This window comes from Pseudomonas sp. 910_21 (assembly GCF_052850735.1).
Window position 1 is genome coordinate 681084 of record NZ_VXCY01000003.1, and the last position, 18264, is coordinate 699347.

16 protein-coding genes are annotated in these 18264 nt (G+C 60.3%); 11 read left to right on the forward strand and 5 right to left on the reverse strand.

What is annotated here, in order from left to right; translation table 11 throughout:
• The first annotated feature begins 461 nt into the window (after positions 1–461).
• From dnaA to FW796_RS13200, 8 genes are all read left to right on the forward strand, one after another.
• Positions 462–2000 (forward strand): chromosomal replication initiator protein DnaA, encoded by a 1539-nt coding sequence (dnaA, locus tag FW796_RS13165; protein WP_346634710.1) that lies wholly within the window; start codon positions 462–464, stop codon positions 1998–2000.
• Positions 2001–2038: 38 nt separating this feature from the next.
• Entirely contained in the window at positions 2039–3142 is a 1104-nt protein-coding gene (gene dnaN / locus FW796_RS13170) for a DNA polymerase III subunit beta (RefSeq protein ID WP_011058392.1), read from the forward strand.
• 20 nt (positions 3143–3162) lie between these two features.
• The gene (recF, locus tag FW796_RS13175; protein WP_123723707.1) at positions 3163–4266 is read left to right on the forward strand and encodes a DNA replication/repair protein RecF; all 1104 of its coding nucleotides are present in this window, start codon (positions 3163–3165) and stop codon (positions 4264–4266) included.
• 4 nt (positions 4267–4270) lie between these two features.
• On the forward strand, positions 4271–6688 hold the full coding sequence (gene gyrB / locus FW796_RS13180; RefSeq protein WP_446439441.1) for a DNA topoisomerase (ATP-hydrolyzing) subunit B: 2418 nt from the start codon (positions 4271–4273) through the stop codon (positions 6686–6688).
• A gap of 121 nt (positions 6689–6809) precedes the next feature.
• On the forward strand, positions 6810–7214 hold the full coding sequence (locus FW796_RS13185; RefSeq protein ID WP_346634708.1) for a histidine kinase: 405 nt from the start codon (positions 6810–6812) through the stop codon (positions 7212–7214).
• A gap of 22 nt (positions 7215–7236) precedes the next feature.
• The gene (locus tag FW796_RS13190; protein WP_446439442.1) at positions 7237–7722 is read left to right on the forward strand and encodes a hypothetical protein; all 486 of its coding nucleotides are present in this window, start codon (positions 7237–7239) and stop codon (positions 7720–7722) included.
• Between the two features lie 131 nt (positions 7723–7853).
• Positions 7854–8339 carry a DUF4265 domain-containing protein gene (locus tag FW796_RS13195; protein WP_346634706.1) on the forward strand — a complete coding sequence of 162 codons (486 nt, stop codon included), beginning with the start codon at positions 7854–7856 and terminating at the stop codon, positions 8337–8339.
• Positions 8336–8656, forward strand: a complete 321-nt coding sequence (locus FW796_RS13200) for an immunity protein Imm33 domain-containing protein (protein ID WP_446439443.1) — start codon at positions 8336–8338, stop codon at positions 8654–8656. Before FW796_RS13195 ends, FW796_RS13200 begins: the two co-directional genes overlap by 4 nt.
• A gap of 27 nt (positions 8657–8683) precedes the next feature.
• Here FW796_RS13200 and FW796_RS13205 read toward each other — a convergent pair whose 3' ends face one another.
• Positions 8684–9412, reverse strand: coding sequence for a response regulator transcription factor (locus FW796_RS13205; RefSeq protein WP_446439444.1), 729 nt, complete (start codon positions 9410–9412; stop codon positions 8684–8686).
• A 231-nt stretch (positions 9413–9643) separates the two neighbouring features.
• Here FW796_RS13205 and FW796_RS13210 point away from each other — a divergent pair, with 231 nt between their 5' ends.
• From FW796_RS13210 to FW796_RS13220, 3 genes are all read left to right on the forward strand, one after another.
• On the forward strand, positions 9644–9934 hold the full coding sequence (locus FW796_RS13210; protein WP_346634703.1) for a hypothetical protein: 291 nt from the start codon (positions 9644–9646) through the stop codon (positions 9932–9934).
• A 400-nt stretch (positions 9935–10334) separates the two neighbouring features.
• Positions 10335–11333, forward strand: a complete 999-nt coding sequence (locus FW796_RS13215) for a FecR family protein (RefSeq protein WP_346634702.1) — start codon at positions 10335–10337, stop codon at positions 11331–11333.
• Positions 11334–11351: 18 nt separating this feature from the next.
• Positions 11352–13670, forward strand: coding sequence for a CHASE2 domain-containing protein (locus FW796_RS13220; RefSeq protein WP_446439445.1), 2319 nt, complete (start codon positions 11352–11354; stop codon positions 13668–13670).
• 181 nt (positions 13671–13851) lie between these two features.
• On the opposite strand, the gene FW796_RS13225 is transcribed toward FW796_RS13220, so the two are convergent.
• The 4 genes from FW796_RS13225 to glyQ all read right to left on the reverse strand — a co-directional run bounded on the left by FW796_RS13225 (position 13852) and on the right by glyQ (position 18260).
• Positions 13852–14622 (reverse strand): lysophospholipid acyltransferase family protein, encoded by a 771-nt coding sequence (locus tag FW796_RS13225; RefSeq protein ID WP_102862434.1) that lies wholly within the window; start codon positions 14620–14622, stop codon positions 13852–13854.
• Between the two features lie 82 nt (positions 14623–14704).
• Positions 14705–15238, reverse strand: coding sequence for a D-glycero-beta-D-manno-heptose 1,7-bisphosphate 7-phosphatase (gene gmhB / locus FW796_RS13230; RefSeq protein ID WP_346634700.1), 534 nt, complete (start codon positions 15236–15238; stop codon positions 14705–14707).
• Positions 15239–15255: 17 nt separating this feature from the next.
• Positions 15256–17310, reverse strand: coding sequence for a glycine--tRNA ligase subunit beta (gene glyS / locus FW796_RS13235; RefSeq protein ID WP_123723720.1), 2055 nt, complete (start codon positions 17308–17310; stop codon positions 15256–15258).
• The gene (gene glyQ / locus FW796_RS13240) at positions 17307–18260 is read right to left on the reverse strand and encodes a glycine--tRNA ligase subunit alpha (RefSeq protein WP_003177094.1); all 954 of its coding nucleotides are present in this window, start codon (positions 18258–18260) and stop codon (positions 17307–17309) included. The genes glyS and glyQ overlap by 4 nt, the downstream gene beginning before the upstream one ends.
• Between the last annotated feature and the right edge of the window lie 4 nt (positions 18261–18264).

Here is an 18264-nt window from a genome sequence, read left to right on the forward strand (position 1 = left end):
CCTTTATCTATGTATGTCCGGGTCCAGGGTTGTGACTCAGGGTTGGCTAGATATAAAAATAAAGAAGGAAAGTATTTAAAGCTTTTCTGTAAAGCTTATAAAGGCTAGGGACGCTACCTTCTGTGGATAACTGCCTTTAGCCCTTATATTCCGTGCTGTACAGAGAATGACAACACGGTTGAGAAGCCGTGCTCTGCCTGTGCTGCGCTATCGGAAAAGCTGTGTGTGGAAAGGTAGGTTATCCACAGGCGAGTTATCCACTGAGTTTCACCCCGAGTTGTACAACGACCTCAAGTGGGGTTATCCACAGAGCTTATGCACATACCATTGGTCGTGTTTATTCGGGGTAAGGCGTTGATTCTTAGTGTCCTCAGGGCACGCTACATGTGGATAAGTGGACGGCTGATCGCTACAATGGCCGCTTGTTTTTGCCTCACCGGCTTTCAACTTAGGGGATATCCGTGTCAGTGGAACTTTGGCAGCAGTGCGTGGAGCTTCTGCGTGATGAGCTGCCTGCCCAGCAATTCAACACTTGGATCCGTCCGCTACAGGTCGAAGCCGAAGGCGACGAGTTGCGTGTTTACGCACCGAATCGTTTTGTTCTCGATTGGGTCAACGAAAAGTACCTGGGCCGCGTGCTCGAGCTGCTGGATGAACACGGCAATGGCACGGCGCCGGTTCTTTCCTTATTAATAGGCAGCAAACGCAGTTCGGCGCCGCGAGCCGCGCCTAATGCGCCGCTGGCCGCAGCCGCCTCCCAGGCGTTGCAGGCAGCGGCCGCCAATGCAGTCCCGGCCGCTCCCGCGCCGACTCAGGCCACCAGCTCTGCCCCGGCCAAGAAAGCCGCGGCGCAGAAGGCAGCCGAAGTCAGTGAAGAACCCTCTCGTGACAGCTTCGACCCGATGGCGGGCGCCAGCTCGCAGCAGGCACCGGTACGCGCCGAGCAGCGTACCGTCCAGGTAGAAGGTGCGCTCAAGCACACCAGCTACCTGAACCGCACCTTCACCTTTGAAAACTTCGTTGAGGGTAAGTCCAACCAACTGGCCCGGGCTGCGGCCTGGCAGGTGGCGGACAACCCCAAGCATGGCTACAACCCGCTCTTCCTTTATGGCGGCGTCGGTCTGGGTAAGACCCACTTGATGCACGCCGTGGGTAACCACCTATTAAAGAAGAATCCGAATGCCAAGGTCGTGTACCTGCATTCCGAGCGTTTTGTTGCGGACATGGTCAAGGCGCTGCAGCTCAACGCCATCAACGAATTCAAGCGTTTCTATCGTTCGGTCGACGCATTGCTGATCGACGACATCCAGTTCTTCGCCCGCAAGGAGCGTTCCCAGGAAGAGTTCTTCCATACGTTCAACGCCCTCCTCGAAGGCGGCCAGCAGGTGATTCTCACCAGCGACCGTTATCCGAAGGAAATCGAAGGCCTGGAAGAACGCCTCAAGTCCCGCTTCGGCTGGGGCCTGACGGTAGCGGTAGAACCTCCGGAACTGGAAACCCGGGTGGCGATCCTGATGAAAAAGGCCGACCAGGCCAAGGTCGAACTGCCCCACGATGCGGCGTTCTTCATTGCTCAACGGATTCGTTCCAACGTCCGTGAACTGGAAGGCGCACTCAAGCGGGTCATCGCCCACTCGCACTTCATGGGGCGCGACATCACCATCGAGCTGATTCGCGAATCCCTGAAGGACCTGCTGGCCCTGCAGGATAAACTGGTGTCTGTGGATAACATCCAGCGCACCGTCGCCGAGTACTACAAGATCAAGATTTCCGATCTGCTGTCCAAGCGACGTTCGCGTTCGGTGGCTCGTCCACGTCAGGTGGCTATGGCCCTGTCCAAGGAGCTGACCAACCACAGCCTGCCGGAAATCGGCGATGTGTTCGGCGGTCGCGACCACACCACGGTTCTGCACGCCTGCCGCAAGATCAATGAACTTAAGGAATCCGACGCGGACATCCGCGAGGACTACAAGAACCTGCTGCGTACTCTGACCACTTGATGACTCCAACGCAGCTTATTAAGGCAAGGGACTAGACCATGCATTTCACCATTCAACGCGAAGCCCTGTTGAAACCCCTGCAACTGGTCGCCGGCGTCGTCGAACGCCGTCAGACCTTGCCGGTACTTTCCAACGTGCTGCTGGTTGTCGAAGGCCAGCAACTGTCGCTGACCGGTACCGACCTGGAAGTCGAGCTGGTCGGTCGTGTGCAACTTGAAGAGCCTGCAGAGCCGGGGGAAATCACCGTTCCCGCGCGCAAGCTGATGGATATCTGCAAGAGCCTGCCCAACGACGCGCTGATCGATATCAAGGTCGACGAGCAGAAACTGGTGGTGAAGGCCGGGCGTAGCCGCTTCACCCTGTCGACCCTGCCAGCCAACGACTTCCCTACCGTGGAAGAAGGCCCTGGCTCGCTGACCTGCCAGCTGGAGCAAAGCCGTCTGCGTCGCTTGATCGAACGCACCAGCTTCGCCATGGCCCAGCAGGACGTGCGCTACTACCTCAACGGCATGCTGCTGGAAGTGTCCGCCGGTATCATCCGCGCCGTGGCCACCGATGGTCACCGTCTGGCCATGTGCTCGATGCAGGCGGATATCGGCCAGCCGGATCGCCACCAGGTGATCGTGCCGCGTAAAGGCATCCTGGAGCTGGCCCGTCTGCTCACCGAGCCGGATGGCAACGTCAGCATCGTCCTGGGTCAGCACCACATTCGCGCCACTACCGGCGAGTTCACCTTCACCTCCAAGCTGGTGGACGGCAAGTTCCCTGACTACGAGCGCGTGCTGCCAAAAGGCGGTGACAAGCTGGTACTGGGTGACCGTCAGGCCCTGCGTGAAGCCTTCAGCCGTACCGCGATCCTGTCCAACGAGAAGTACCGCGGCATCCGTCTGCAACTGGCCAATGGTCAGTTGAAGATCCAGGCCAACAACCCGGAGCAGGAAGAAGCGGAAGAAGAAGTGGGCGTGGAGTACAACGGCGGCTCGCTGGAAATCGGCTTCAACGTCAGTTACCTGCTGGACGTGCTGGGGGTGATGACCACCGAACAGGTGCGCCTGATTCTTTCCGACTCCAACAGCAGTGCGCTGGTGCAGGAATCCGACAACGACGACTCGGCTTACGTTGTCATGCCGATGCGCCTGTAATCATGCTCAGCAGAAGCTAGATGTCCCTCAGTCGCGTCTCGGTCACCGCGGTGCGCAATCTGCACCCGGTGACCTTCTCCCCCTCTCCCCGCATCAACCTTCTCTATGGCGCCAACGGCAGTGGCAAAACCAGCGTGCTGGAAGCCATCCATCTGCTGGGGCTTGCCCGCTCGTTTCGCAGTGCCCGCCTGTTGCCGGTGATCCAGTATGAACAGCTGGCCTGTACGGTCTTCGGCCAGGTGGAGTTGGCCCAGGGTGGGCACAGTAGCCTGGGGATATCTCGGGATCGTCAGGGGGAGTTCCAGATCCGTATCGACGGTCAGAATGCCCGCAGCGCGGCGCAGCTGGCAGAGATCCTGCCGCTGCAACTGATCAACCCGGACAGCTTTCGCCTGCTGGAAGGCGCTCCAAAGATCCGCCGGCAGTTCCTGGACTGGGGAGTGTTCCATGTGGAACCTCGCTTCATGTCCACCTGGCAGCGCTTGCAGAAGGCCCTGCGGCAGCGGAACTCATGGCTGCGGCATGGTACACTTGACGCCGCTTCGCAAGCGGCCTGGGACCGGGAACTGTGTCAGGCCAGCGCTGAAATCGATGAATACCGCCGCGCATACATCAAAGCCTTGAAACCAGTCTTTGAGCGGACCTTGGGCGAGTTGTTGCAGCTCGAGGGCCTGACGCTTAGCTATTACCGCGGTTGGGACAAGGAACGAGAGCTCAGTGAAGTCCTCGCGACCGCCCTGCACCGCGATCAGCAAATGGGTCATACCCAGGCCGGTCCACAACGTGCTGATTTGCGTCTGCGCTTAGGCGGACACAACGCCGCGGACATCTTGTCCCGTGGCCAGCAGAAGTTGGTGGTCTGTGCCTTGCGCATTGCCCAGGGGCACTTGGTGAGCCAGGCCCGTCGCGGTCAGTGTATTTATCTGGTGGATGACTTGCCGTCCGAGTTGGACGAGCAGCATCGCCGCGCACTTTGTCGCTTGTTGGAAGACTTACGCTGCCAGGTGTTTATCACCTGTGTAGACCACGAATTATTGAGGGAAGGCTGGCAGACGGAAACGCCAGTCGCTTTGTTCCACGTGGAACAAGGCCGTATCACCCAGACCCACGACCATCGGGAGTGAAGGCATGAGCGAAGAAAATACGTACGACTCGACCAGCATCAAGGTGCTGAAAGGTTTGGATGCCGTACGCAAACGTCCCGGTATGTACATTGGCGACACCGATGACGGCAGCGGTCTGCACCACATGGTGTTCGAGGTGGTCGATAACTCCATCGACGAAGCGCTGGCCGGCCACTGCGACGACATCAGCATCATCATCCACCCGGACGAATCCATCACCGTTCGCGACAATGGTCGCGGCATCCCGGTCGATGTGCATAAAGAAGAAGGCGTCTCGGCGGCAGAGGTCATCATGACCGTGCTCCACGCTGGCGGTAAGTTCGACGATAACTCCTACAAGGTCTCCGGCGGTCTGCACGGCGTAGGTGTGTCGGTAGTGAACGCCCTGTCCGAAGAGCTGATCCTCACTGTGCGCCGCAGCGGCAAGATCTGGGAACAGACCTATGTCCACGGTGTTCCGCAAGAGCGGATGAAGATCGTTGGCGACAGCGAAACCACCGGTACCCAGATCCACTTCAAGCCTTCGGCTGAAACCTTCAAGAACATCCACTTCAGCTGGGACGTCCTGGCCAAGCGGATTCGTGAACTGTCCTTCCTCAACTCCGGCGTCGGCATCATCCTCAAGGATGAGCGCAGCGGCAAGGAAGAGCTGTTCAAGTACGAAGGTGGCCTGCGGGCGTTTGTTGAATACCTGAACACCAACAAGACAGCGGTCAACCAGGTGTTCCACTTCAACATCCAGCGTGAAGACGGCATTGGCGTGGAAATCGCCCTGCAATGGAACGACAGCTTCAACGAGAACCTGTTGTGCTTCACCAACAACATTCCACAGCGCGATGGTGGCACCCACTTGGTGGGCTTCCGTTCTGCTCTGACTCGTAACCTGAACACCTACATCGAAGCCGAAGGCCTGGCCAAGAAGCACAAGGTTGCCACCACCGGTGACGACGCTCGTGAAGGCCTGACCGCGATCATCTCGGTGAAGGTGCCGGACCCTAAGTTCAGCTCCCAGACCAAGGACAAGCTGGTCTCTTCCGAAGTGAAGACCGCTGTTGAACAGGAGATGGGCAAGTACTTCTCCGACTTCCTGCTGGAAAACCCCAACGAAGCCAAGTTGGTGGTGGGCAAGATGATCGACGCTGCTCGTGCTCGTGAAGCGGCGCGTAAAGCCCGTGAAATGACCCGTCGTAAAGGCGCGCTGGATATCGCCGGCCTGCCGGGCAAACTGGCGGACTGCCAGGAAAAGGACCCTGCCCTGTCCGAACTCTACCTGGTGGAAGGTGACTCTGCTGGCGGCTCCGCCAAGCAGGGACGCAACCGCAAGACCCAGGCGATCCTGCCACTCAAGGGCAAGATCCTCAACGTAGAGAAAGCTCGCTTCGACAAGATGATCTCCTCGCAAGAGGTCGGCACCTTGATCACCGCACTGGGCTGCGGCATCGGCCGCGAAGAGTACAACATCGACAAGCTGCGTTATCACAACATCATCATCATGACCGATGCTGACGTCGACGGTTCGCACATCCGTACCTTGCTGCTGACCTTCTTCTTCCGTCAGCTGCCGGAGCTGATCGAGCGCGGCTACATCTACATCGCCCAGCCTCCGCTGTACAAGGTCAAGAAAGGCAAGCAAGAGCAATACATCAAAGACGACGAGGCCATGGAAGACTACATGACCCAGTCGGCTCTGGAAGATGCCAGCCTGCACCTGAACGACGAAGCTCCGGGGATCTCCGGCGAGGCGCTGGAGCGTCTGGTCAACGATTTCCGCATGGTAATGAAAACCCTCAAACGCCTGTCGCGCCTGTACCCGCAGGAACTGACCGAGCACTTCATCTACCTGCCGGCCGTGACCATGGAGCAACTGTCCGATCACGCCGCCATGCAGGATTGGCTGGCCAAGTACGACGCCCGCCTGCGCACCTCCGAGAAGTCGGGCCTGGTCTACAAGGCCAGCCTGCGGGAAGACCGTGAGCGTAATGTCTGGCTGCCAGAGGTCGAGCTGATCTCCCACGGCCTGTCCAACTACGTCACCTTCAACCGCGACTTCTTCGGCAGCAACGACTACAAGACCGTGGTCTCCCTGGGCGCTCAATTGAGCACCCTGCTGGACGAGGGCGCGTATGTTCAGCGCGGCGAGCGCAAGAAGGCCGTGACCGAGTTCAAGGAAGCCCTGGACTGGCTGATGGCGGAAAGCACCAAGCGTCACACCATCCAGCGATACAAAGGTCTGGGCGAGATGAACCCTGAGCAGCTGTGGGAAACCACCATGGACCCAAGCATGCGCCGCATGCTCAAGGTGACCATCGAAGACGCCATCGGCGCCGACCAGATCTTCAACACCCTGATGGGTGATGCGGTCGAGCCACGTCGCGACTTCATCGAAAGCAATGCCCTGGCGGTGTCCAACCTGGACTTCTGACCCAGGGACACAGCTGAAAATAAAAAGGCCGACGCTTGCGTTGGCCTTTTTTATTGGCAGATTGTTCAATCCCTCATCCATAACGATTTACGTTTTTATCCGGACAAGGCAGTCATGGCGAATGCTCAAGAAAATCATTGAAGATGAATATGCCGGTAATCGTTGCCACACTCATGAGTGGTTGAACCCCGATTCGACGCAGGTGCTGTCCGCGCTCAACCGCCTGGACGGAAAGGCTTTCAGCTCGACGGTTTTTTTCTTCAGCGACGAGACCCTGATGCATATCGGAGGCGGTGCTGCCGATCAGTATGTGGTCTTTATCGCCCAGGACGTCGACCAATCGTTGCAGACCCTGCTCAGCGCAGACAGTCCTGACGATCAGCGGGTTGAATTGGTCGCAGGCGGCCAGTCCGGCAGTTACCCTCGGTATCAGTGTGTGGTTAAAGAGCGAGCGAGACAGGCCCTGGCTTATTTCTCGGCCTACGGCTCGGCTGATCCCGATCTGGCCTGGGAAGTGGAAAGCTAACTGGACAATAAGGACGTTGACCTTGGCAGGTACAAGCAGCCACCTATTCGATGAAGCACGCTTCCCCATCGCCTGGCGGTTCAATGCCACAGATTGTGGTCTGAGTGCTGACGACAAACAGCGCGTTGTGCTGTTTGATCAGGCAGAGTCACAGGTGCTGTGGGACCGGTTCATTCCAGTGCCCAGTCTGATCACTGGGTTGCCCAGCCTGTTTCAATGCCATGAAAAAACCACGCTGGATTTTGCCCAGCGCGGTGAGTCGTCATTGTTCTTCGAGCGGCGGCTAAGCCCGGAGGCAGGCCTGTTCTGGCTGTTCTGGCTGTTCTGGGGCAGGTGCTGCGCAGCACAGGTGCCCAGGGATATTTTTATAAAATGCTGGGACGACTTTTTCTATCCGTCCGATGAGAATACGGCCCTGGTCATGCCGGGCAGTGCAGAGGTCATGTTTTCCTTCGAGGAAAACCTCTTTTACGGACAGTTTGTGAGGCCCATGGCGGCGCCTTTGTGAGATGGGATGGAGACTCGACAGCAGCACATGCTTCGAGACGTGTTTGTCGGGCCGTTGACCCCGCTACGCGGCTGAGCCCGACTCGGCTCTTTTCACCCTTGGTAAAAACAGCAATCGCTCGGAAATTTGTTATGGATGATGAAAACCAGGAAATATCGATCCGGGTTGTTGCGGGGCAGAACAGCCACGGCCCGGTCTATGAGCCGCTGCATGTACGGCGGATCGATGAAGACAGTTACGAGATTCTCTATTCACCAGGGCTGACGCTGAACCTGGCCAAGGGCGACATTATCTCGATCAAGGACCCGCAGGCCCCCGCCGTGGTGCTCAAGCGTGGCGGCAACTTCTGCATCCATATTTATGCGGATCACATCCCTGAGGAATACATAGTTGCCCTGGCGGCGGATGTGGCGAGCGAATTGGGCGGCATGCTCGACGGGCGCCATAAGGGCAATCTGACATTGTCGGTGCCGGCGCGAAACGGCATGGACAACATCGCCCTGTTCTTCAACCGCTTCCGCGAGACCACGGGCATCGAGTGGTACTACGCCAACATCTACAAAAACCTCGATGACACCGATGACGAGACCTTGCTCAATTGGTGGCTGGCCCAATGAACGAAAGACAGCAGCTTATCTGTGAACGCTACGACCTTGCTCCCCAGGCACCGGAGCCGATGATTGCACTGGCCACCCGCTCCCTTGCGCAGTCGCCCATCTATGGCACCCGGATCGAGTTGCCGGAGAACGGCACGGTCAGTTGGTTTATCCACTGCGGCGAACATTCCACAGCCGTGGATTTCTACCAGCCTCTGTGCGCCGAGCATCTGCTCGAGCTGTTGCCGGAGGTGATCGATTACCTGTATCTGCCGAGCGGGACGCGTTTCATCATCGACCGCGCCGGCTATGAAGATGTCTGGCAGGACCCGCAATGACATCAAGCCGCTTTTGACGGCAAGCAGTCAGTTACCCTGCTCGTCAGGCGACGTGACACTTTCCAGCCGGTAGCCGTAGCCGTAGATCGTCAGCAACTGCCAGCCACGATCCGCGGTCAGTCCGAGCTTGTTGCGCAGACGGTAGATGTGGGTATCCAGGGGCCGTGAGGAGACGATTTCCTCGTGGGTCCAGAAACGCTCGTACAGGTACTCCCGTGACAGCGGGCGACCCAGGTTGGCGAACAGGCAGCGGGCCAGGCGGTATTCGCGCTCGGTCAGGCTGATGGGGGCACCGGCACGAGTGACGGTCAGTTCGGCGTCATCGAAACTCAGGTCATTGAAGGTCAGGACCTCCTCGCTGTTGCTGCGCTGCAGGCCGTGGCGGCGCAGCACCGCATTGACCCGGGCCTTGAGTTCGTTGGGACGAAAAGGCTTGCTCAGGTAGTCATCGGCGCCGGTGTTCAGGGCCTGGACGATATCGCTCTCGGCATCACGGCTGGTGAGCATGATGGCCGCCGGAGGCGAGTCCATGTGCTCCCGGGTCCAGCGCAGCAACGACAGGCCGCTGAGGTCCGGCACTTGCCAGTCGAGAATCAGCAGGTCGAAGGTTTCCCGCCGCAGTTGGCGTAACAGGTCCTCCCCCCGTTCGAAACTGTGCAGGGTCCAGGACTGTTCGCCCGGGCCGGGAATTTCTCGCAGTGTCTGTTCCACCCGTGCCAGTTCTGCGGGTTCGTCATCCAGTATTGCGACACGCATGCGAGGCTGTTCCTTATGGTTCGAGAGTGCCCGAAGCAGCCGCTTGTGCGCTTCAGGCAGAGGGGAAGTTTAGGCGCCTTGCCTGATTCTGAACAATTGTGGCGAATTGCTCTTGAGCCCCTGGTCCCTCGGTACGCTGATATCAAATAGCCGGTAAGGCACCCGGAGCATGGGTGCCTGCGGGCTACTGCAACAGCACGATACCGGCTCGCACAAGCAAGGAAAAGAACCATGGGGAACATGCTCAGGAAAGGCCAGGTCGCGCTTGTCAGAATGTTCAGTGGCGACGACCCGGTGCGCCTCTTCAGCTTGATGCTGGCTGCTTATCTGGGGATAAGTGCCAGTGCATTGCCTTCGTTGACCAATGCTCGCTATCAGGCACCGAGCGTCGAGGGCTACCACCCGACGACAGTCTTGCCCATCAGCAGTGAATCGACCCTGACCCTGGACGCCGAACCGGTTATAGGACGGATAGCGCTACCTTCGGGTCAGCAGCAACCCGCGCCGCGGTGGGTCTTCTAAGAGGGCACGGCGATGATTCTGAACAAATATTGCAAATCCGTCGCAGCCTCCCGGCCAGCGTTACATTGCCTCCCGCTGAGTGGCACACGGGGGCACCTGGAAGTGCTCCGACACAGGGAGTGTCAACCGCCAGGCTGGCGGCACAACGCGCGCTTGCGTGCGTCGTTGAAGGGGAATACAGGGAGTGCCTCCTCAGGACTTTGGGCCGGGCGACCTGTCGCCTCGGTTCCGACACAGGGACGTGTCACTTTCTTCTGTCCCTGTGTTCTTCCCTCCCGGTTCCGACTCGCCCCCTCTCCTTGGGCGACGCCCCGCAGCGTCCGGCTTTCTGCCCATGCGCTGCCTCAGGTATGGTGCGTAGGATTTCGCCGTGGTTTCCCCAAAGGCTCAAAGCATATTCATGAATGACCTCTGCCCTTCTCCGTCCGTTGGCCGGTTGCAGGTGGCGTGCGCCGCATTGCTGCTAGTGGGCCTGAGCCTGCCACTGAGTGCCGTGCAGGCCGCCCCGCAACGCCTTCCCTATATAGATGACAACCAGCAATGCCGTGGCCAGCCCTTGCCGGCTACCGTCGAGCACCTGACCGGTGACGCCTGGAAACTGGATGCCAAGGGCCGCGAGGTGGCCCTGGAAGAAGGCATGAGCATCGATGAGAAAGAAGGGGTGAAAACCTCGCCATCGGCTTTCGTCAGCCTGTCCCTCGGCGATGGTTCGCGAGTGGTGTTGCCCTCCAGTTCCCAGGTCACCCTGCAACTGAATACGCAATACAGCATTCCTCAGGTGGTCCTGGAACAAGGCCAGATCGAATCCTATGTGATCAAGCGCAACAGCGACCACGACCGCTTCCAGATTGTGACCCCCGTAGGCGTGTTGGGGGTACGGGGTACGCACTTCCGGGTGCGTAATGATGATCAGCAATCCCTGGTGGAGGTGCTCAACGGTCAGGTGGCGGTGAGCCGCGAAGACGAGCCGCCGAGCAAGGCAGCTCGGCGTTCCGGCAAGCGCGCTGTGGATAAACCGGCAGGTCCGCTGCCGGGGGAAGTCCAGGTCATGGCACGCCAGGGATTGCGCATTCAGAAGCAGGGCGACCTCAAACCGGTGGAACTGCTAGCCGCGCCCCGGCTGCTGGGACAGGCCGGACAAACCGGCGCCCTGCCCGTCTGGCAACTGATCCTGCAACCTTTGCCGGGCGCCCGTCGCTATCGGGCACAGGTGGCCACGGACAAGGATTTCCTGAACATCAAGCAGGAACAGTTCTCCAGCACCCCGGAAGTGAACTTCACTGGCCTGAAGGCGTTTTTCTATCATGTACGGCTCTCGGCATTCGACGAGCATGGCCTGGAAGGAGAAACCGGGGTCTATGACATCTTCTACTACCCCAGGACCACTCGTGTTCAATAACCCGTCGGCGGGCCGTCGATGAGTCTCTGGAAGCAACGGGCCAACGGCCGTGAACCGACCCAGGCCCAGCGCCTGTTTCGCCGCCTGGTACGTGAATGGTTGTGGGTTGGCCTGATTCTTCTGCCCCTGACCGCTGTACTGTCCCTGAGCCACGGCCTGGCTTTGAACAACCTGTTCTATGACAACCTGCGACGCTTTACCCCGCTGCCGGTAGACCCGCGCATTCTGTTGGTGACCATCGACGACTACAGCCTGCAGCAATTGGGACGTTGGCCCTGGCCGCGGGCGATCCATGGACAGTTGCTGGACCGGCTGACGGACGCCAAGGTCAAAGGCGTGTTGTTTGATGTAATCCTCAGCGAGCCCGGCAGCACTGTGGAAAACGACACGCGGCTGGCCGCCGCCCTGTGTCGCGCCGGCACGGTGTTCCTGCCGGTGCTGCGCGAGGGTGCCGCTCGTTACGGCCAGGACCTGGAGGAGATCCCTCCGGTGCCGGTGCTGCGCCACTGTGCTCGGGGCCTGGGGCACATCAACGCTGAAGCGGATGCCGACGGTACGGTGCGCAGTGTCTACCTGCGGGAAGGTCCGCAGCAGGCGCCGCGAGCGCAGCTGACCTGGTTGCTCTACCAGCTCACCGAAGCCGACCCGCTGTCGCCGCTGATGCCGGGCCCCGGAACTGCGCAGATCGCCAGGGGCTGGCTGCGAGCCAACCCGGTACGTATTGGCTTTATCGACAAGGCGGCGGGTTTTCCCAGCGTGCCCTATGTCAGCGTGCTGCGTGGCGAAGTGCCGGCCGAGTTGCTGCGTGACCGGTTGATCCTGGTGGGGTCCACCGCACCGGGGCTGGGCGACCGTTACGTCACCCCGCAATCCGGCAGTCAGGGCACCACCCCGGGCGTGGAGATCCAGGCCAACCTGCTCAATGGCCTGTTGCAGCATCGCAGCATCGTCGCCCTGGGCCAGTGGTCGGGGATGCTGTGGTCCATGGCCCTGACCGCAGCCTTGCTCGGATTGTTGCTGTGGCGTCCGCGCCACGCCTTGTGGATAACCCTGGGTTGCATGGGCCTGGCCCTGTTGGGATCGGTGCTGATGCTGCGTTTGGGCTACTGGTGGTCGCCGGTGGCCAGCCTGCTGGGCATGCTGCTGGCGTACCTGATCTGGAACTGGCGTCGGCTCAGCGTGATCCTGGCCTATTTCGGTTGGGAGCTGGAGCGCCTGGACAGCGAGCCCAAGGTGTTGCCGGAGCGCCGTCGTAGCCAGACCCCTGTCGGTGATGTGCTGCAAGGGCAGATCGTTGCTCTGGAACAGGCCCTGAGCCGGACCCGGGATACCCGGCGCTTTATCGCCGATGGCTTGGAATACCTGCCGGTGGCAACCCTGATCAGCGATCCGGACGGCAAGATTCTGCTGGCCAACCGCAATGCCCGGGAAGTGTTCGCCCACTCACTGGTCGGGCAGCCCTTGATCGCGCAATTGGCCGCCCTGGGCTATCCAGGCCTGACCGAACCTGCGCTGTATCCCAGTCTTGAGCAACTGACGGCGTTGGAGTTTCGCGACATCCAGCAACGTAGCCTGCGCATGGAACTGGCGCCGCTGTTGCCGGTGGACAGTGACAACGCCATCGGTTGGTTATTGAGCTTCACCGACCTCAGCGTCGAGCGGGACGCCGAACAGCAACGTGGCGTACTGCTGCGATTTCTATCCCATGATCTGCGCGCGCCCCATTCGGCGATCCTCGCGCTGCTGGACGTGCAGAGCCGCCAGCCTTCGCCGCCCAGGCAGGTCTACAGCCAGATCGAGCAACAGGTGCGTCGAGCCCTGGGGCTGACCGAGGCATTCGTGCAATTGGCCAAGGCCGAGTCGGAGGCCTATCAGTTTGCACCGAGCATGTTTGCCATGCTGGTCCTGGATGCCTTCGACCAGGCCACGACCCTGGCCCAGTTGAAGAATATCCACCTGGTGCACGATCTCGATGAGGAAGGCGAGAGCATGATCCTGGCGGATCAGTCGCTGCTGACCCGGGCCCTGTTCAATCTGCTGGAAAACGCCATCAAGTACAGCCCGGCGAATTCCACCGTCAATGTTCAGGTGAGTTGTGCCGAGGGCTGGCTGCGTTGCGAAATCATCGACCAGGGCCGGGGCATTGCGGCCCAGGACCTGCCCCTGCTATTCGGTCAGTACCAGCGGTTTGCCTCAGCCAAGGGCATCGATGGCCTGGGCCTGGGACTGTCCATGGTCAAGGCGGTGGTGGACCGGCATCAAGGGCGGATCAGTTGCCGCAGCGAGGTGGGCCAGGGCTCATGTTTCATCCTTGAGCTGCCCTTGTTGGAGGAATAAGAGCGCGGGGATATTCCAGGCGAAAAAAAACCGGCATCAAGGCCGGTTTTTTGGGTAGCGGTAAAACTTATGCACGTTTTTCCACATTTTATTAGCTTAGGAAATATACATATAAATCAGTGATTTATACGTCGATTTCAGCCGTTGTACGAATAGTCGTACACAGGTTATCCACAGAAGCTCATACAGCAATCTTATCCGTGGAAGTCGCCAATGGTGGCAATGAGCCCATATCCCGCTGGGCCTGTTCGTTCCAGGCGGCTACCCGGTCGTTAAGCTCGGCGATGGCTCGCGGGCCGCTGCCTTCGGCGTACATGGGGGCGCCAATGGTCACGGTGATGGTACCGGGCCGCTTGGCCCAGCCGGTCTTCGGCCAGAACTTGCCGGCGTTGTGGGCCACTGGCAGCACCGGCAGGTCGGCGTTCACCGCCAGGGCGCTGCCACTGCGGGAGAACTTGCCGACGGTGCCATAGGGCACGCGGGTGCCTTCCGGAAAGATCAGCACCCAGACATTGTCCTTGAGCAGCTCGTCGCCCTTGCTTGCCACCTGCTTGAGGGCCGCCTTGGGGTTGTCCCGGTCGATGGCGATGGGGCGCAGCATGGCCATGGCCCAGCCGAAGAACGGCACATACAGCAACTCACGCTTGAGGACCTGGCTCAGCGGCTCGAAGTAGGCCGAGAGGAAGAAGGTCTCCCAGGTGCTCTGGTGATTGGAGACGATCACGCATGGCCGCTCGGGGACGTTTTCAGCGCCCTTCACTTCCACGCGAATGTTCAAAAATACCTTGGTCAGCCACAGCGCGCAGCGACACCAGTAGACGTTGATAAAGCGGTAGCGCGCCTTGAATGGCAGGAACGGCGCGATAAAAAAGCTCAGGGAGCACCACAGCAAGGAACTGGTGCCCAACAGCAGGTAAAAGAAGAAGGTTCTGATGGCCTGCAGGATCGACATAGCGGCATTTACCATTGCGGGCTTGCCCGCCTGTTAAAAAGCGCTCTCCCGAACAGTCCTTGGTCAGGATGCCAGAAGGGGCCTAATTGTGGATAAGTTCAGCGGCAACGGCCGCCAGGTCGTCAAAAATCAAGGTGCCTACCGGCAGGGTTTTCCCCAGAGTCTTTTCGCCTTTCCCGGTCTTTACCAATACTGGCTGAGAGTCGACGGCTTTTGCGGCCTCCAGGTCACCGAGACTGTCACCGACAAACCATAGACCTGTCAGATCTGCCTGGTAATGCTCGGCAATGGTTCGCAGCATGCCCGGTTTCGGTTTGCGGCAGGCGCACCCTTCGTCGGGGCCATGGGGGCAATAGACGATCAGCCCGACCTCGCCGCCCTGCTCCGCCACTAGCTCGCGCAGGCGCGCGTGCATGGCGTCGAGGGTGGCCAGGTCGTAGTAGCCGCGAGCGATGCCGGACTGGTTGGTGGCGATCGCCACCGTCCAGCCGGCCTTGCTCAACTGCGCAATGGCTTCGATCGAGCCGGGGAGTGGAATCCACTCCTGCACCGATTTGATGTAGGCATCGGAGTCGTGATTGATCACGCCGTCACGGTCGAGTATCAGCAGTTTCACAGCAGTTCCTTACCTGATCAGCTCAGTACCGAAATGTCCGCCACACCCAGGAACAGGCCCCGCAAACGCGCCAGCAGCGCATAGCGGTTGGCCCGCACCTTGGCGTCCTCGGCATTGACCATCACCGCTTCGAAGAAGGCGTCCACCGGTTCGCGCAGGGCGGCCAGGCGGGCCAGGGTCTCGCTGTATTGACGAGCTGCGGCCATGGGCTGTACCGCCTGGTCCGCCTGCTGGATCGCCGAGTACAGGGAGAACTCGTTGGCGTTGTCGAAGTACTTGGCTTCGACGGTGGTCGGCACATTGCCTTCGATCTTGCTCAGCAGGTTCGACACGCGCTTGTTCACGGCGGCCAGGGCGGCGGCTTCCGGCAACTTGCGGAAGGCCTGCACGGCTTGCACGCGCTGGTCGAAGTCCAGGGCCGAGCCCGGCTTCAGGGCACGTACCGACAGGTAGGTGGCCACATCCACGCCTTCGTCTTCGTAGCGGGCACGCAGACGATCGAAGATGAACTCCAGCACCTGGTCGGCCAGGCCGGCGGCCTTGACCTTGCTGCCGAAGGCGCTGACGGCGAAGGCCACGGCGTCGTTCAGGTCGAGGTCGAACTTCTTCTCGATGAGGATACGCAGCACGCCTAGGGCCGCGCGACGCAGGGCGTAGGGGTCCTTGCTGCCGGTGGGCAGCATGCCGATGCCGAAGATCCCCACCAGGGTGTCCAGCTTGTCGGCGATGGCCACGGCGGCACCGGTCACGGTGCTTGGCAGCTCGGCGCCAGCGCCACGTGGCATGTACTGCTCGTTGAGGGCCAGGGCCACATCTTCCGGCTCGCCGTCATTGAGGGCGTAGTAGTAGCCGGCGATGCCTTGCATCTCCGGGAACTCGCCGACCATCTCGGTGGCCAGGTCGCACTTGGACAGCAGGCCGGCACGGGCTGCGCGCTGAGCGTCGCCGCCAATGCGCGGCGCGATGAAGGCGGCCAGCTTGGAAATCCGCTCGGCCTTGTCGTAGACGCTGCCGAGTTTTTCCTGGAACACCACGTTCTGCAGGCGCAGGTTGAAGTCTTCGAGCTTCTGTTTCTTGTCTTGCTTGAAGAAGAACTCGGCGTCGGTCAGGCGTGGGCGCACGACTTTCTCGTTGCCCTCGATGATCTGGCGCGGGTCCTTGCTCTCGATGTTGGCCACGGTGATGAAACGCGGCAGCAGTTTGCCGTCCACGTCCAGCAGGCAGAAGTACTTCTGGTTGTCCTGCATGGTGGTGATCAGGGCTTCTTGCGGCACTTCGAGGAAGCGTTCCTCGAACGAGCACACCAGCGGCACCGGCCATTCCACCAGAGCAGTGACTTCGTCCAGCAGGTCTGCCGGGACGATCGCCGTGCCTTCTTGCAGGGTTGCCAGTTCCGCGGTGCGCTTGCTGATCAGCTCGCGGCGCTCGTTGGCGTCGGCCAGCACGTAGGCGGCACGCAGGTCGTTGAGGTAGTTCGCTGGCGAAGTGATGCGCACGCTGTCCGGGTGGTGGAAGCGGTGACCACGGGAGTCGCGGCCGGCCTTCTGGGCAAGGATGGTGCAGTCGATGACGTCGTCACCCAGCAGCATCACCAGCCATTGGGTCGGACGCACGAACTCTTCCTTGCGCGCGGCCCAGCGCATGCGCTTGGGAATCGGCAGGTCGTTCAGGGAGTCTTCGACGATGGTCGGCAGCAGGCTGGCGGTCGGCTTGCCCTTGATGCTCTGGCTGTAGCGCAGTTTCGGGCCGCTCTGGTCGATCTCGCTGAGTTCGACGCCGCACTTCTTGGCAAAGCCCAGGGCTGCCTGGGTCGGGTTGCCTTCAGCGTCGAAGGCCGCCTGGCGTGGCGGGCCGTCGAGGTTGATGCTGCGATCCGGCTGCTGGGTGTCCAGCTGGGTGATCAGCACCGCCAGGCGCCGTGGCGCGGCGTAGACATGCTTGGCCTGAAAGCTCAGGCCGGCGCTCTGCAGGCCTTTCTCGATGCCGGCCAGGAAGGCTTCGGCCAGGGTGTTCAGGGCTTTGGGTGGCAGTTCTTCAGTGCCCAGTTCAACCAGAAAATCTTGCGCACTCATTGTGCCGCCTCCAGCTTAGCCAACACTTCATCACGCAGATCCGGGGTCGCCATCGGGAAGCCCAGCTTGGCACGGGCCAGCAGGTAGGCTTGCGCAACGGAACGCGCCAGGGTGCGGACACGCAGAATGTATTGCTGGCGCGCGGTAACCGAGATGGCACGGCGGGCATCCAGCAGGTTGAAGGTATGGGAGGCCTTCAACACCATTTCATAGCTCGGCAACGGCAGCGGCTGATCCAGTTCGATCAGGCGCTTGGCTTCGCTTTCGTAGAAATCGAACAGTTCGAACAGCTTCTCGACGTTGGCGTGTTCGAAGTTGTAGGTCGACTGCTCCACTTCGTTCTGGTGGAACACATCGCCATAGGTGACCTTGCCGAACGGGCCGTCGGCCCAGACCAGGTCGTACACCGAATCCACGCCCTGCAGGTACATGGCCAGGCGTTCCAGGCCGTAGGTGATCTCGCCGGTCACCGGGTAGCACTCGATACCACCGGCTTGCTGGAAGTAGGTGAACTGAGTCACTTCCATGCCGTTGAGCCAGACTTCCCAGCCCAGGCCCCAGGCGCCCAGGGTCGGCGATTCCCAGTTGTCCTCGACGAAGCGAATGTCGTGCACCAGCGGGTCCAGGCCCACGTGCTTCAGGGAACCCAGGTACAGCTCCTGGAAGTTCTCCGGGTTGGGTTTCAAGACCACCTGGAACTGGTAGTAGTGCTGCAGGCGGTTGGGGTTTTCGCCGTAGCGGCCGTCAGTCGGGCGACGACTGGGCTGCACATAAGCGGCGTTCCAGGTTTCCGGGCCGATGGCCCGCAGGAAGGTTGCGGTGTGGAAAGTGCCGGCGCCTACTTCCATATCGTAGGGCTGAAGTACCACACAACCTTGCTCGGCCCAGTATTGCTGGAGGGCGAGGATCAAGTCTTGGAAGGTACGCACGGCTGGCGTAGGCTGGCTCACGAAA